13 protein-coding genes are annotated in these 15,740 nt (G+C 35.2%); 7 read left to right on the top strand and 6 right to left on the bottom strand.

The annotated features are described in order from the left end of the window. Entirely contained in the window at window positions 1-411 is a 411-nt protein-coding gene (ruvX, locus tag Q0358_RS00265) for a Holliday junction resolvase RuvX (RefSeq protein WP_299545801.1), read from the top strand. On the opposite strand, the gene Q0358_RS00270 is transcribed toward ruvX, so the two are convergent. Next, the gene (locus tag Q0358_RS00270; protein WP_299545804.1) at window positions 400-1,794 is read right to left on the bottom strand and encodes a chemotaxis protein CheX; all 1,395 of its coding nucleotides are present in this window, start codon (window positions 1,792-1,794) and stop codon (window positions 400-402) included. The two genes, ruvX and Q0358_RS00270, sit on opposite strands and share 12 nt — an antisense overlap. A 9-nt stretch (window positions 1,795-1,803) precedes the next feature. Next, entirely contained in the window at window positions 1,804-2,724 is a 921-nt protein-coding gene (locus Q0358_RS00275; RefSeq protein ID WP_299545806.1) for an OmpA family protein, read from the bottom strand. A gap of 142 nt (window positions 2,725-2,866) precedes the next feature. Here Q0358_RS00275 and Q0358_RS00280 point away from each other — a divergent pair, with 142 nt between their 5' ends. From Q0358_RS00280 to Q0358_RS00290, 3 genes are read left to right on the top strand one after another with little or no spacing between them, the layout of a single operon-like run. Next, the gene (locus Q0358_RS00280) at window positions 2,867-3,625 is read left to right on the top strand and encodes an NAD+ synthase (RefSeq protein WP_299545808.1); all 759 of its coding nucleotides are present in this window, start codon (window positions 2,867-2,869) and stop codon (window positions 3,623-3,625) included. Between the two features lie 10 nt (window positions 3,626-3,635). Beyond that, window positions 3,636-4,766 (top strand): aminotransferase class I/II-fold pyridoxal phosphate-dependent enzyme, encoded by a 1,131-nt coding sequence (locus Q0358_RS00285; RefSeq protein WP_299545810.1) that lies wholly within the window; start codon window positions 3,636-3,638, stop codon window positions 4,764-4,766. An 8-nt stretch (window positions 4,767-4,774) separates the two neighbouring features. Continuing rightward, window positions 4,775-5,683, top strand: coding sequence for a tetraacyldisaccharide 4'-kinase (locus tag Q0358_RS00290; RefSeq protein ID WP_299545812.1), 909 nt, complete (start codon window positions 4,775-4,777; stop codon window positions 5,681-5,683). A 14-nt stretch (window positions 5,684-5,697) separates the two neighbouring features. Here Q0358_RS00290 and Q0358_RS00295 read toward each other — a convergent pair whose 3' ends face one another. Continuing rightward, on the bottom strand, window positions 5,698-6,888 hold the full coding sequence (locus tag Q0358_RS00295; protein ID WP_299545814.1) for an aspartate aminotransferase family protein: 1,191 nt from the start codon (window positions 6,886-6,888) through the stop codon (window positions 5,698-5,700). A 147-nt stretch (window positions 6,889-7,035) separates the two neighbouring features. Between Q0358_RS00295 and Q0358_RS00300 the strand changes: the two genes are divergently transcribed. Further along, window positions 7,036-9,678 (top strand): phosphoenolpyruvate carboxylase, encoded by a 2,643-nt coding sequence (locus Q0358_RS00300; protein ID WP_299545816.1) that lies wholly within the window; start codon window positions 7,036-7,038, stop codon window positions 9,676-9,678. 92 nt (window positions 9,679-9,770) lie between these two features. Next, complete coding sequence (locus tag Q0358_RS00305; RefSeq protein WP_299545818.1) at window positions 9,771-11,156, top strand: cation:dicarboxylase symporter family transporter; 1,386 nt, start codon at window positions 9,771-9,773, stop codon at window positions 11,154-11,156. Window positions 11,157-11,158: 2 nt separating this feature from the next. On the opposite strand, the gene Q0358_RS00310 is transcribed toward Q0358_RS00305, so the two are convergent. Beyond that, window positions 11,159-12,211, bottom strand: coding sequence for a DNA adenine methylase (locus Q0358_RS00310; protein ID WP_299545820.1), 1,053 nt, complete (start codon window positions 12,209-12,211; stop codon window positions 11,159-11,161). Continuing rightward, window positions 12,208-12,882 (bottom strand): restriction endonuclease, encoded by a 675-nt coding sequence (locus Q0358_RS00315; RefSeq protein WP_299545822.1) that lies wholly within the window; start codon window positions 12,880-12,882, stop codon window positions 12,208-12,210. Before Q0358_RS00315 ends, Q0358_RS00310 begins: the two co-directional genes overlap by 4 nt. A gap of 118 nt (window positions 12,883-13,000) precedes the next feature. On the opposite strand from Q0358_RS00315, the gene Q0358_RS00320 reads away from it, so the two are divergent. After that, window positions 13,001-14,509, top strand: a complete 1,509-nt coding sequence (locus Q0358_RS00320) for a Na+/H+ antiporter NhaC family protein (RefSeq protein ID WP_299545824.1) — start codon at window positions 13,001-13,003, stop codon at window positions 14,507-14,509. On the opposite strand, the gene Q0358_RS00325 is transcribed toward Q0358_RS00320, so the two are convergent. Then, window positions 14,498-15,733 carry a molybdopterin molybdotransferase MoeA gene (locus tag Q0358_RS00325; RefSeq protein WP_299545826.1) on the bottom strand — a complete coding sequence of 412 codons (1,236 nt, stop codon included), beginning with the start codon at window positions 15,731-15,733 and terminating at the stop codon, window positions 14,498-14,500. The genes Q0358_RS00320 and Q0358_RS00325 overlap by 12 nt on opposite strands. Window positions 15,734-15,740: the final 7 nt, after the last annotated feature.

Here is a 15,740-nt window from a genome sequence, read left to right on the forward strand (position 1 = left end):
TTGGAACCTAAAATTATTTTAGCCATTGATGTTGGATTAAAGCGTATAGGGGTTGCAAAGTGTATTAATGGCATTGCTCTATGCTTAGATCCAATTTTGCGCAAAAATCGTAATCAAGCTGCAAATGCTGTGCGTTCCTTAGTTGTAGAATCAAATGCTAGCGTGTTAGTAGTTGGAATCCCATTGTCAAGTGATTCTAGTGAGCAAATGCAAAGACGCATTAAGCATTTTGTGGGGCTTTTGGAATTGGGATCTCATATTGAAATTATTTTTTTTGATGAATCTTTTAGTTCTAAAGAAGCATTAGAAAGACTTGATGATAAAAAAATGCGTAAAAAAGCGCATAGTAAAAATGGTAGTTTAGATTCTCTCGCAGCCCTTGTAATTTTAGAACGATATTTAATGCGCTAAAAACAACACTAAAGGTTTGTCATTTAAAAGCAAATTTACTTGCACGCCTTGCTTTCCACTTAATGTAGTAGCGATTTCTTCTTCGCTTTTATAAGCTTTTGGCAAAGAGATTCCAATAGAAACATTATGTTCAGAAAGCACGGCTTTTGAGCGTCCAGCGATGATATTTGTAAATTCACAAATTACATCTAACAATTCTCCGTCATTTTGAGATTCTTCTCCTAAAAGCATCATAGAGGCTTCTTTTACAATAGATTTGCTAAAGCATAGTGCAACTAATCCATTTACATCACCCTCAAATTTAATCATCGCTCCCATAATATCAGCTTGAGAAGTCTTATTGTATTGTGTAACCTTATAATCTGTGCGCTTTGCACTTCCGCCAGTGAGTGATGAGAGTGTTTCAATAGCAGCATTAATAAACACGGGAAGTTGTGCTACAAGTTGTTTTGTTAAACCTTTGCGCTTTTGTTCGGTGGCTTGATGATTTTTTGCTAATTCTTGAATTTTTGGATTTTTTTTGCATTCTTCAATGCTGTTAAAGAATAAAATATTACTACGCATACAGAGATTTTGCTTATCAGCATCAAGATTAATTTTTAAACCGCAAATTGCAATACAGGATTCAAAACGCGCATTATTTAACGCTAGAGACATTATAAAATCAAGCACCGCTAGATTGAATTCTTTTGTTTCACTTGCGTCAAATATAAAAACCTTATATCCTTCTCTAAGCCTAGAATTATGTGCTTGGATATTAAAAAATAAAGAAATATTTTTATCAACTTTCTTGTAAAGTGTGTAAGTTACGATTCCATTTGCGATAACAACGGGTATAAAATTACTTGTAATATCAAAATAAATATCATAAATATAAACTGCATTATCAAGAAATTGTCGCCTTTTGTTAATGAAATCACTAGAACTACCCACACAAATCACTTGATAACCCTTTGCACCTAATTCTTGAGAAACTAGCGTTTGCGTCATATTATCCTTATCATAATAGATAATTGTTTGATTAAACGGAAAAGTTTTTAATCCAAGTAGCAAGTTTGCCATATTTTCTGTGCGAAATAACGGTAAGCTTTTGTTTGGAAAGAGAGCTTTTAACTTTGGAAATTGTTCATCATTATAATCCACAAAAGCCACCGCAACACTCACTTTATTTTGCATTGCAAGTAGAGCTTTTGCAATCAGAATCGTTGCGCCTTCATCAAATTCACGCACATTTTCAAAAGAAAAATACACTGCTTTTAGCGCAAGAGAACGGATTGTTGCACTATTTGAGATAAGCACTTGGCAAATCTCTTTGGCAGCTTTCATATCTAAATGCACATCAGGTGCATAAATGGCGATATCGTGTTTGATGATTGGTCGCATAGTGAAAACTTAGTTGTTTGAATTTGTGTAAATTTCTGCCTCTACTCTTCTATTTTGTTTTCTGCCCTCTTTGGTTGCGTTATCTCCGATAGGTTTGGATTCTCCATAACCTTTAGCTTCTAGCCGTTCTGCTTGCACACCTTCTTTAAGGATTGCATCTTTAACAGCGTTTGCGCGGCGTTCTGATAGCTTCTGATTGTATGCATCATTTCCTGTAGAGTCTGTATGTCCGCTAATAATAGCTGTTTGATTTGGATTTTCTTTCATTGATTGTGCAAAATCTTTGATTTCTGCACTGTATTTTGGTGCAACAACTGATGAATCAAATGGGAATTGCACAGAAAAAGTATGAATATGAGAAAGTTTTGGATTCTGTTTTTGTGTAGCTTCTACTTCTTCTATAACTTCTGCTTCTCTTGCATAAGTGCCAAAAGGAATACTAAAACCAACCATGCCGATAATATCACTGCGCCCATCAAGACTTATGAGATGTCTAAGTTCAGTTTTAAGATGTAAAAATTCTGTGAACGCATAACGCACACCTACACCATATTGTCCAAATAAGGCACTATCCATACTATTAAATTCATTAGAAATATGCTCATAACCAAAACCTCCTAGGATATAAGGAGAAATTTTGCTATCAATGTTAAACTCCTTTACTAAATCTACATAGTAACGGCCAATATCTGTAGATTGATTTGAAAGATTATAATCTGCATCATCAATGCGCTCATAACCTACTTCTAAAAGTACGCTTGGCATAACACGCGTTGCAAACTTCAATCCATAACTTAAATCAATGTCATCCGCATATCTATTGTTGTCAATATGCCAGCTTCCTCCAATTTGTGGAGTAATCTCTATAAGATTATCTGCGGCAAATACAGCAGAACTAAGTGCCAAAGAAAGTGCAATTACCTTTTTCATAATTCAATCCTTTTACTTTAATATAATCATGTATTCTATCTAATAAATAATTTAGATAAAATTAGATTTTATAAATTCTTTAGAATTTCATCGTTAAAAATTACACAAGTATAGATTTATACGATTTTACAAGGAGAGTTTTATGAGAGATTTTGAAACAATCGCAAAAAAACTCGTTACATTTATTCAAAATGAAGTTACAGAGCGTGGATTCAATGCCGTTGTTTTTGGATTAAGTGGAGGGATTGATTCTGCTGTGGTAGCTAGGCTTTGTCAGCTTGCTTTTAAGCAAACACATAAAGCCTTAATGCTTCCTTCAGGGCAGTCCAGCAAGGAAAGCTTAGAAGATGCATTAGATCTTTGTAAGAAGTTTGGAATCTCTTATGAGATTTTGAGCATTAAAGAAGTGCAAAATGCGTTCTTGCAAACCTTGCCAAACCTTACCAAATCACAAATGCGATTAGGAAATCTTAGTGCAAGATTAAGGATGATTTGTTTATATGATTATGCTTTTGCAAAAGATGCCCTTGTTATTGGAACAAGCAATAAATCGGAAATTTTATTAGGCTATGGAACGATTTTTGGGGATTTAGCTTGTGCGATTAATCCAATTGGAAATCTTTATAAAACTGAAATTTACGAGCTAGCAAAGGCTTTAGAGATACCAAAAAAGATTTTACAAAAGCCACCAAGTGCGGATTTATATGCAGGGCAAAGTGATGAAAAAGAACTAGGGTTTTCTTATGCAATCTTAGATAGAATTATGCTACTATTGTACGAAGAAAAGGACGATGAAGCAATTTTGAAAGAAGGGTTACCTAAAGAAGCGTTGCAACTAGTTAAAGAGAGAATGCAGCGTTTTGCGTTCAAGCAAAAAATGCCAGAAATTGCGCAAATTTAAAGGAAAAAGCATGAGAAAGATTCCCTATTTTATCCCAGATATTACCAAAGCAGAAAAAGATGCTATTAATGGTGTTTTAGAAAATCCTAGTTATGATATCGTAAGTGAACTTGAAGAGGAGTTTAAAAAGTTTATTGGCATTGAGTATGCCATAGCCACTCTTAGTGGAACAACAGCTTTTCATCTGTGCTTATTTGCTATGGATATTAAACGGGGGGATAAAATTATTTGTTCGGTAAATTGCCATCCTATGTTTCCAGAAATTATTCGTCATTTTGATGCAGAGCCGATTTTTGTAGATATTGAAGAAGACACATTTTTTATGTCTTTTGAAAAATGCAAAGCGACACTTGAGAAAATCGGAGCAAAAAAACTCCGCGCAATTATCGTAAGTCACACAGCGGGGCAGGCTATAAATATAGATCCTTTCTTTGAGCTTGCAGAAGAGTATAATATTAAAATTATCGAAGATGCTACAATGGCTTTAGGACTTACACATAATGGCGTAAAAATCGGAGCAAAAAAAAGTTTTGCAAGCATTTTTAGCATTGTCTTAGATGCGTTTAATCCTGTGGCGCAAACAGGAGTTTTAACCACACAAGATAAAGAACTTGCTGAAGCGGCTGTGTTATTGCGCTATCACGGAATTGTTAGTGAGAAAACAATTTCTACACGTCCGCAGTATTTATATGATGTTGTAGGAATTGGAAATAAATATAATGTGAGTTATTTAGATGTGGCTTTGTGCCTTAGTCAGCTTAGACGTATTGATTATATTATCCAAAGGAGACAAGAGATTGCAAAATACTATTATCAAAACCTAGAAAATACGCCCCATATTTCATTGCCTGTCGTTAAAAGTGAGCATACTTTTTTACACTTTATTATTAAGGTGGATAAAAATCGCGATCATTTTGCAAGAGAACTTAAAGAATGCGGAATCGAAACCGCTCTACATTTTGTGCCAAATCATTTGCTAACTTATTATAAAAGCAAATATAAATATAAAATTAGCGATTTTCCTGTTGCACTTAGGAATTATCAGCAAATTTTGAGTTTGCCAATTTATAGTGCAATGCAGCAAGTAGATATGGATTATGTTTGTAAACAAGTGCTAAATCTTGCTAGCGTGCGTGTATAGGGAAATTAATGCGTAAAATTGAGAGATATTTTTATGCTCCAAGCGGAATCCAAAAACTTTTAGCATTTGCACTATTGCCCTTTAGCGTTATTTATTGTGCTATTGCAACACTAAAGCGTAAGTTTGCGCGCTTTAAGGACTTTGGGATTCCAATTATTAGTGTGGGGAATTTAGTATTAGGTGGCAGTGGGAAATCCCCATTTATCATAGAGATTGCCAAGGATTATGCTGATGTTTGCGTGATTTTGCGTGGATATGGACGCAAAGCAAAAGGGTTAAAAATTGTTAGCATAAAAGGCACAATCAAAGAGAGTGTAGAAAATGTAGGCGATGAAGCAATAATGCTAGCAAAAGCTTTACCAAATGCAAGTGTGATTGTGAGTGAAAAGCGTGAAGTTGGAATTCAAAAAGCAAAAGAATTAGATTCTAAAATTATTTTTTTAGATGATGGATTCCGCTTTAATTTCAAAAAATTCAATATCCTTTTACAGCCAAAATTAGAACCATATTTTAGTTTTTGTATCCCAAGTGGTGGGTATAGAGAACACAAGAGTGCGTATAAACAAGCTGATATTGTAGCAAAAGAGGGGGTGGATTATGAAAGAGAAGTTCAGTTAATTGATGCCACGCCTAGAATGCTTTTGCTAACAGCAATTGCAAATCCTTCGCGTTTGGAAGAATATCTGCCAAATGTAGTGGGGAAAATCACACTAAAAGATCATTCTTTTTTTGATAAAGAGAATATTTTAAAAACTTACGAAAAACTAGGTGCAACTTCTTTGCTTGTTACACAAAAGGATATGCCAAAGCTAGAGGGCTTTGGTGTCCCTTTATCGCTTTTGCAGCTCCGTTTAAAGATTAATCCTAGTATCATAAAGGCAGTGCAAAACTATCTAGCGTCATATAAAATTAATTGATTTAGTAACTTGGCTTAGATGTCCTTTAGAGCGTATTCTAAGCGTTCAAATCCTAAATTAATTTCATCTTTTGTAATTGTAAGACTTGGTAGAAAACGGGCTGTATTTTTGCCACTTTTTAATATCAAAACGCCATTATTAAAACTAGATTCCAAAACCGCGCTTAAAGTATCCGCATCTCTTACTCTAAGTCCACGCATAAGTCCTAAGCCTACTTCTTGTGTGAAAATCGCACAATTGTTTTTTTGTAAATCTTGGAGTTTTTTTGCAAAATAAGTAATTGTGTTATCAAGTTCTCCACTTGTTTTAAGTGCGTTTAAAATCTCTAGCACTTCTAAGGCAGCAGCAGTGGATAAGAAGTTTCCACCAAAGGTGCTTCCGTGATCACTTGGAGAAAAAATCTCTTTTAAACTTGTCAGCACAGCACCAATTGGCACTCCTCCTGCAAGTCCTTTTGCAGTGGTAATAACATCAGGCGTAATCTCATAAGCTTGAGAGGCAAAAAGTTCTCCACTTCTATAAATCCCTGTTTGCACTTCATCAACCATTAAAAGAATATTTTTTTCTTTTAAAAATTTTGCTAGATCTTGCACTTCTTGTTTATTAAAAGGTGTGATTCCACCCTCTCCTTGAACAAGCTCCAAAAGCACAGCACAAGTTACATTGCTGATTTTGTTTGGAATGTCACTTAAATCTTTTGCATACACAAAACCATCTGGAAATGGCCCAAAGTAGTTGTGCATTTTGTCTTGTCCTGTAGCTTTTAGCGTGCTAATAGTGCGTCCGTGAAAAGAAGAATCTAAAGTGATGATTTGATAACGTTTTAACTCTCCATTTACTTCGCCGAATTTTCTAGCAATCTTTAATGCGCCTTCATTTGCTTCAGCACCGGAGTTTGCAAAAAACACGCGCATATCATATCCGCTTAATTCTACAAGCTTTTTAGCAAGCTTTGCTTGAGGCTCTATAAGATAGAGATTTGAAGTGTGGATTAAATTTTGCGCTTGTTTATAAAGTGTATCTGCTAGGCGTTTGTTTCCGTGTCCTACGCTGCATACAGCAATTCCAGATCCAAAATCAATATAATCTTTACCTTTTTCATCAAACAAGCGTGCGCCACTTCCACGCACAAAATGCACATAATTGCGTGCATAAGTGTGTAAAACATAGTCTAAATCCATTTGTTTTAAGGTCTGTGCGTCCATAAAAAGCCTTGTAAAGAAATTTTGAGCATTTTACCACCCTAAAGTTTTAGTAAGACTTATAAAAACTTTAAATTTTTCACATAAATTTTTCAAGGACTTTACATAAAAGCGTTATAATTCCTGCAAACTTTAGACAAAAGGAATCCAATGGATAAATCGCAAGAAATTGAGTTTATTTTCACCTTAATGTGTGAGCAATTAGACGCAGTTGCACCACAAATTCTCCCTTTGTTCTTAGCTCTAAAAGACGGCGAAGAAGCACCGCTAAATTTGTTAAGTGCAGAAGATCTTTCAAATCTCATAAAAGCCTTTACTTTATACCACTTACTTTTAAACATCATTGATGAACGCTATCGTTTAAGTAAGGTAAAAAAAGGAGCAATTTTAGCAACAATTGCAGAACTTAAAGCACAAAAATATGATAATGCAGATCTTCAAGCTGTGCTTAAAAAAATCCGATTCTATCCTGTCTTTACTGCGCACCCAACGGAATCTTTGCGCCGCACATTTTTAGAGAGTTACCACGAAATGAGTGATGACTTAGAAGCGTGGTTTAAATTTGGTGATGAGATAGCTAAAGAGCATTTAAAATACCGCTTAAACTTGCTGTGGAATAGCCATATTGTAAGAAGCGAAAAAATTGAAGTGCTTTTTGAACTAGATAACTTGCTATATTTTATGGAAAGCTCTATTTTAAAAAGTGGTGCTAATGTGCTAAAAGAAGTACAAGAAGCCCTAAATGAGCTAGGAGATAAGGAAGTGCTAAAAAAATCTCCCATTCGGCTTGGAAGTTGGATAGGTGGCGATAGAGATGGAAATCCTTATGTAACAAATGCTGTAATGCTAGAAGTAATGAAACGCCAACACCAAACCATTATTCAACAATATTTAAAACGCATTGATAAACTAGAGCGTGAGCTATCTATTGCACAAGAGTTTGTTGTGCCATCACCTGCGCTTTTAGAGAGCTTGGAAGTGGAAAAAGAACATTTAGACTCTATGGCAAAAAAGCTTTTTTTACAAGAACCTTTTCGTGCAAAGCTTACTTGTATGCGTCAAAAGCTTGAAAATAGAATCCTAGCATTGAATTTGCCACAAAGTGCTTTAAATGAAAACAAGCCTTATATGTATGCAAACTCAAAAGAATTTATAAAAGATATTGATATGATGATAGAGTCCCTTGATGAGCGTAGTAGCACTTATTTAAAAGAGTTAAAAAACTTAGCAATTCTAGCAGGATTCCATTTGATGCAGCTTGATTTTCGCCAGCATAGAGATGTGTTTTGGAATGCTTTAGCAGAGATTTTTTCGCATTTAGGCTATGTGCAAGGGGATTTATTGCTGCTACCACAAAAAGAACGCACAGAAATTTTAAATGCTGCCCTTGATGCACCATTATTAGATTTAAATACGCTTTATGGCAAGTTAAGTAAGCAAACGCAAGAAACAATTCTAGCCTTTGTGAATTTTAAATGGGCAAAGGATCGGATTAGTGATAATATTATTGATTCTTGTATTATCTCAATGTGTCAAAGTGCTAATGATTTGCTCTGTGTGCTTTGGTTTGCAAAACAAAGTGGTTTATGGCGTAGGGGAAAGAAAACGCGCATTTCTATTTCTCCGCTTTTTGAAACCATTAATGATTTAAAATCCGCTCCAAGCATTTTGCGTGAGCTATGTGCAAACTCCCATTATGCAGAATATTTACAATCACGCAAGAATTACCAAGAAATTATGATTGGCTATTCAGATTCTAGTAAAGATGGTGGAATCTTTGCAAGCAACTATTCTTTAAAGCAAGCCATTGGGGATTTAATCACCTTAGAAGATGAATTAAAGATTAAGTTTAGATTGTTTCACGGCAGAGGCGGAAGTGTGAGTCGTGGAGGCGGTGCGCTAGAAGATGCGTTGCTTTCATCGCCGACTAATAGTGTTGCTGGATTTTTAAAAACCACAGAACAAGGGGAGGTTATTAGTGAGAAATACCTAAATCCTAAAAAGGCGGAATCTAATTTTGATAGTGCGCTTGCAACATTGTTTAAAAAGTCTGTGTATGATAAGTTTGGAATGGAGTTTAAGCAAAGCGAAGTGGATTTTGAGCCACTTTTACAAAGGATTAGCACAGAATCCTATAAGGCATATCGTAAATTTGTCTATGAAACAGAAGGGTTTATAGAGTATTTCAAAAGTGCTACGCCTATTTATTTTATTCAGCAATTAAACATAGGCTCACGCCCTAGCAAGCGTAAGGATACACAAAATGTAGAGGATTTGCGTGCGATCCCTTGGGTGTTTGCTTGGACGCAAAATCGCTCTATTATCCCTGCTTGGTATGGTTTAGGAAGTGGCTTAGATGGAGCATTTAGAGAATGTGGAGATAAAGAGATTTTAAAGCGTTGTTATAAGGAGAATCTGTTTTTTAAAACAACACTTGATAATATCTCTCAAGCCTTTTTAAAAGTGGATTTAGACATTGCAAGACAATATAATGCATTTGTAGAAAATGTAGAATTAAGAGAAAAGATTTGGGAGATGATTGAAACAGAATACCATCGCACGCTAGAGTGGCTGTTATATGTGCGTGATGAAGAACATTTGCTAGCAAGCGAAAAACTTGTGCAAGAATCAATTTTACTAAGAAAACCTTTTTTGACAAGCCTTAGTTTTTTTCAGTTGCATTTAATGCGTGCTTACAAGGAGGCACATTATGCAGAGCAAAAAGAACGCATTGCCAAACAGATTGTTACAACCATTGTTGGGATTGCGCAGGGCATTAGAAATACAGGTTGATTTTATATATTTAATTTCTTTTATTTTGAGTTTAGAAACTGCTTTAATATGCTATAATCGCCAACTTTTAGCTTAATATTATAAGGATTTTTGTGGATTATGCGTTTTTTAGTCAGTTTTTGCAACTCTCTAGTCCAAAAACTTTAATCATTTTAATCGTTTTAGTTGGAATCTTTTTTGTTATTAAAAAAATGTATGATAGGCAAATTAGCTTTTCTTTAAGAATGCTTTTTGCACTTTTTGTTGGATTGTCTTTGGGCTTTGTTTTGCAGTATTTAGCAGATTATCCTAGCGCAACTGCTGCAAAAGAAATTGTATGGTATGCAGAAGCAAAGCATTGGTTTGCATTCTTTAGCGCGGTGTTTGTGTCGTTTATTAAAATGCTAGTGATTCCTTTAATCTTTGTTTGTATTGTTAAAGTAATTATAGAGATTGATAAGAATATTAAAATCTCATCTTTACTTGGGGTGAGTCTTTTTTGGATTCTTTTTAGCACGGCTTTAGCGGCGATTGTTGGGTTGGGCTTGGCGGTTATGTTTGATTTAGGAGAAAATATCGCTTTAAGTGAAGGGACAAGGCAAATTAGAGAAATTACAACATTAACAAGTATTTTACAAAATTTAATCCCTAGCAATATTATTAATGTAATGAGCAAAGAAAATATTATTGCAATTGTGATTTTTGCCTTTTTAGTTGGGATTTGCGCAAAAAATGTTAGTAAAAAAGAAGAATACCAAAAACCTTTTGAGAGTTTTAAAAATCTCGTAAAAACTTTTTATGCAATTATGATGCAAATGACAGGTGCTGTGATTCATTTTATGCCTTATGCGGTGGTGTGTATGATGGCAAATGTTCTTTTGAGTAATGGTTTTGAAGCAATTAAGATTGTGGGGGTTTTTATTCTTTTAACTTATGCTGCAATGTTTGTAATGTTTGGCGTGCATTTTATGCTTTTACTCTCACAAGGTTTAAATCCATTAGTGTATTTTAAAAAAGCATTTCCTGTGTTACTTTTTGCCTTTAGTTCGCGCTCAAGTGTGGCAACTTTACCCCTTAATATTTCTACTTTGCAAGAGAAATTTGGAGTTTCATCAGCAGTGGCGAATTTTGTTGCAAGTATTGGCACAACAACAGGGCTTAATGGCTGTGCTGGATATTTTCCTGCAATGGCAGCAGTGCTTGTGGCAAACTTATTAGGAGTGCAGATAGATTTTAGCTTTGGGTTAATGATTGTTTTAGTTGCTGTGCTTGGCTCGCTTGGGATTGCTGGGGTTCCCGGAAGTGCCACAATGGCAGCTTCTATTATGCTTGCTGGGATTGGTTTTGGAGAGAATTTTATGCTTCTTAGTCTTGTATTAGCAGTAGATCCTATTGTGGATATGGCGCGCACAGCAAGCAATGTTTCAGGTGCAATGACTTCCGCACTTTGCACAGCAAAAAATCTTAAAACTTTGGACAAGACGCTTTATAATCAGTAGAATTACTCCTTATGCAAAATATGCAGATATTCTAGTGTGGAATCTTGTTTATGGGTTCTACTAGAATCTGCTTTAAATCTCTGGTGTTTTTGCGCGACATAGCTGTATTTGCCATATTTTGATAAGATTTCTTGTAAGGATTCCAAGCTTAAAAGCCCCTCATCATTGTAGCTTAAAAATATCCATTCAAATTTTGCGTTTTTAATGAGAGTTTCTAACGCACTTGCAACTTCTCTTTTTTTACAATACGCACTTTTTTCATATTCTCTTAAACCTGTTTTTCCACGCGGAATGAAGTTATCATAAAGGGCAATAGTATTTAGCAAGTGATAGTTTGCTCCATATTCTCTAGCATTATATGGGGGGTCAAGATAGAGAATATCGCCTTTTATTTTTTGAATAAGAGTGTTAGAATCTGTATTAAAAACACAATTATTTTGATTAGAAATTAAAAAATCAATAGGCTTTAGTATTAGTGGAATTAAAGCAGATTTTTTAAGGGATTTTAAAAATGCTCCATACACAGAAGCGGTGTTTGCCACTCTATCTGCGGATTCTAAAAGGGAGGCAAGCAAATGAAAGTAAGTGTTTTGTGTAATTGCTCCACTTTTGCGCCAATGCTCTATTTTTGTGCGGATTGCATCAATTTTTGCACCATTATAATCGCTAAAATATTGTCTTTGAAATTCTTTGTTTTTAAAGTCAATTTTATTGTTTTCAAAGCGCGTATGCCCTAGACAATAATGCTTGTAAATTTTCCCTTCAATAGGTGGTGTTAAAGCATTAGAATTAAGTTCATCAAATAGCTTTTCTTTATCCTTAATTTCTGTATTATTAGCAATGTAATTTTGATTTAAGACAAAACTATAATATTCCTTATCATTTGAAATCATTTGCTTAACTTTGGGCTTAAATAATCTTCCAACCGCTCCAGTGCCTGCAAATATATCACAAAATACGCAATCAACAAGGGGCTTGCTATGTTTTTGCAAAATGGATTCCATATTTGCTTGTAAAAAGGGCAGTAACTTTATTTTTGAGCCAATGTAATTCAAAAGTCCTCTCCATAAAGCTTTTGGAGAATATTTGTAGAAACTTCTTGTGTAATTTTGACAACACAGGCTTTGCGATACGCTACAGGGTCGTATTGATAACAGCCCACACAGCCTAACTCTTCTGTGTAATTTTCATCTCCTTCATAAAAATCATAAGGATTGCCTTTAATGTTTTTTGCACTCCAACGCTTATTGGTTTCTTTGCAGGTTTTGCAAATTTGTCGCTTTATGTCATTTGCTGCCTTAGATAATGGTTGAAAATCCTCTAAGCGTTGGTCTTGCAAAGATGCAACGCGCACATCATTTTTGCGTCCATCTTTATGGTCTATTTCTATGATTGTATTTTCAGATTTGCCACATACACCTAGCATCACGCATTTTTGATTTTTGTAAAAATTTTTAATATCTTGCCTTATTGCTTGATTAAAAGTTTCTTGTATATTAAATCCATTAAGTCTAATTCTATCAATCGCATTACCTTTTGTTTGACTCTTATCAAATTCTACATTGTATTTTTTGGCTAGAGTTGAGCTTTTTCTACACCAACTTCCACCATTTCCAAGTGCTAAATTTTTATAATTTCCGATAAATTCATTCACGCTTACCCAGCGAGATACCCCATTTTTGTTAGGTTTTGCAAGTTCTAAAAATAATTCTATTTTGCTTGACATTTTTGGATTCCTTATTACATTTTTAATCCTTACAAATTTTAAAAATGCTAATTTTACATAAATTTAACCACATTTGAAAAAAGCCTTTGTTAGAATTGCTCTTTTTAAAGGAGCAAAAATGTATGCAGATTCTGCCTTAAGCCTTGTTGTGCCACTTGTGGTGATTGTTTTAGTGTTTATCACAAAGCGCGTGGTGCTATCGCTTTTTGTTGGAATCGTAATTGCCGGATTTATGTTGCAAGATAGCATTGTTGGTGTGGTGAATTATGTTTTTCAAAGAATTTCTTCTGTGTTTTATAGTGATGGAGAAGTGCAGAGTTCAGCGATTTATGTTTTTGGCTTTTTGATTATGCTTGGAGTTTTAACGGAGCTTATGAAATGCTCTGGCGGGATTGCAGCATTTGTTGCTTGGGCTAGACAAAAGGTGAATAGCCCTAGAAGTTCAGAGTTTTTGGCTTTTATTGCTGGGATTGTGATTTTTATTGATGATTATTTTAATGCTTTAAGTGTTGGACAAATCGCGCGTCCTCTTAATGATGTCAATCATTCTAGCCGTGAGCGTTTAGCATATATTATAGATTCCACTTCTGCACCGATTTGTATTTTAATGCCTATTTCTAGTTGGGGAGCGTATATTTTAGGGATTATGGGAGGTGTGTTTGGTGCGGATAAAAGTTTTAGTATCTTAGCAAATAGTATTGTTGGGAATTTTTATGCGTGGTTTGCTCTACTTGGAGTGTTTTTGACGATTCTTTGGCAAATTAATTTACCACAAATGGTAAGATACCAAAATGCAGGTGTTCAGGAGTTTGAAGAGATAAAAGAACATAGTGGTGGGAGTATTTGGCTTTTGCTTTTGCCACTTGGGGCGTTGTTTATATTTGTTGGGTTTTTTATTTTTTATAGTGGGTATAGAGTTGTTGGGAGTTTTGATTTGATCGCAATGCTCTCAGAGGCGCAAACAGGTTTTGCTCTTTTTTGGGGTGGGGCTTGCGCACTTTTTATAGCAGTGATTGTTGCATTTAATAGGATTTCTGCACACGAATATGGATTAATTATTAAAGATGGCTTTTTGTTAATGTTGCCTGCAAATTTGATTTTAATTTTTGCGTGGGCGATTGGTCCAGTGATTAAAGGAGATTTACAAACAGGTGTGTATCTTGCAAATTTAAGCAAGGAGTTTTTAAGCAGTGGCGCACTCTCTCCACATATTGTAATCCCTTTAATTTTGTTTCTTTCTTCAAGTTTTATTGCGTTTTGCACGGGGACTAGCTGGGGGACATTTGCTATTATGTTGCCCATTGGAGCAGGGATTGCATTAAGCAATGATGTGAGTTTAAATCTCTCCGTATGTGCTGTGTTATCTGGTGCTGTTTATGGAGATCACGCATCGCCGATTTCTGATACGACGATCTTATCAGCCACAGGGGCTGGTTGTTCGGTTCATAGCCATTTTGTAACGCAATTTCCTTATGTAACAAGCGTTGCCTTTATTGCTTTGTTGTCTTTTGGGATTTCTGGGTATTTTGAAAATTTATTAGCAGGATATATGTTTGGGATTCCTGCTTTAATCATATTATTTTGGCTTTATAAAAGAGTCTTTAAAAACAATGTTTTAAGCGTGTGAAGTGTTTATGCACTCTTGCTCTATTGCGCTAAATGGCGCATAAAAGGGCAAAACTTTTAGTAAATCCCCTTCTTTGATTTCTATGAAATTAGAATCTAAAATCACAAGTGCATCACTTTGTGCCATTGGAGTAACTTCACTAGAGCCATATTTACCTCCCTTTGTAAAAAGGACAGAATCATTTTGGATTTTAGCAAGCAGCACTTCAGTGCGTGGCTTTTTCCTTAGTGGAGTTTTTGCCTTTAGAATGATAGGATTTGGGTAGTGTTCTTTTGCACCACTAAGTTGTGCTAAAAATGGGAGAATAAGAACCCTTAGTATAACACTGCTAGCTAGCGGATTTCCCGGGAGTGCAACAATAAACTTTCCTTGAAAATGCGCTACCATAACAGGCTTTCCGGGTTTAATATTAACCCCATCAATTAAAAGTGTTGCACCATTTTGTTTTAAAGTTTGATGGATAAAATCCGCTTCTCCCTTGCTAGCACCTCCTGTTGTAAAAATCACATCACTTGGAGTCTGTAAGGCAAGATCTATTGCATTAAGATCATCTTTTAGGATTCCACAATATTTGCTTTTGAAATGTAGGGATTGCAAGGTGCTTTGCACCATTGTGGCATTAGAATTGTAAATTTGTGAAGCATTTGCCACCTCCCAAGGCTCTTTTAACTCATTACCGCTTGCAAAAACTGCAAGGTTTAATGGACAAAACGCACGCACATTGCTAATGCCTTGTGTAGCAAGAAGTGTTAGCATATCGCAAGTAAGTCGCGTTCCTTTTTCCAAAAGCAAAGAGTTTCGCTTCACTTCTTCGCCTTCTTTTCTGATGTTTGCAAAACTTTTTAAGTCTTTTGGTGCAGTGATTTGCTCTGTGCTGTTAAATCCACCTTCAATGTCTTCAAAAGGCACAATACAATCTGCACCTTGTGGGATCTTAGCTCCTGTCATAATTTTCGCACACGCTTGTGGTTGCAATGTGATTGTATTGCAATCTCCTGCAAAAATGCTTGTTTGAATCTTTAGAATCTTTCCTGCGTCTTTTAAATTTAATGCATAGCCGTCCATTGCGCTATTATCAAAACTAGGGAGAGATTTTGTTGCAAAAACATCTTCAGCTAGAATTTTGTTTTGTGCTTGTAAAAGTGGTAGAATCTCTGTATTTTTTATTTGATATTCTTTAGCAATATTATTTAGAATATTTTTTGATTCTTGTAGAGTTTTCATAGGATTC

The organism is uncultured Helicobacter sp., assembly GCF_937893305.1.
Taxonomy (GTDB): domain Bacteria; phylum Campylobacterota; class Campylobacteria; order Campylobacterales; family Helicobacteraceae; genus Helicobacter_D.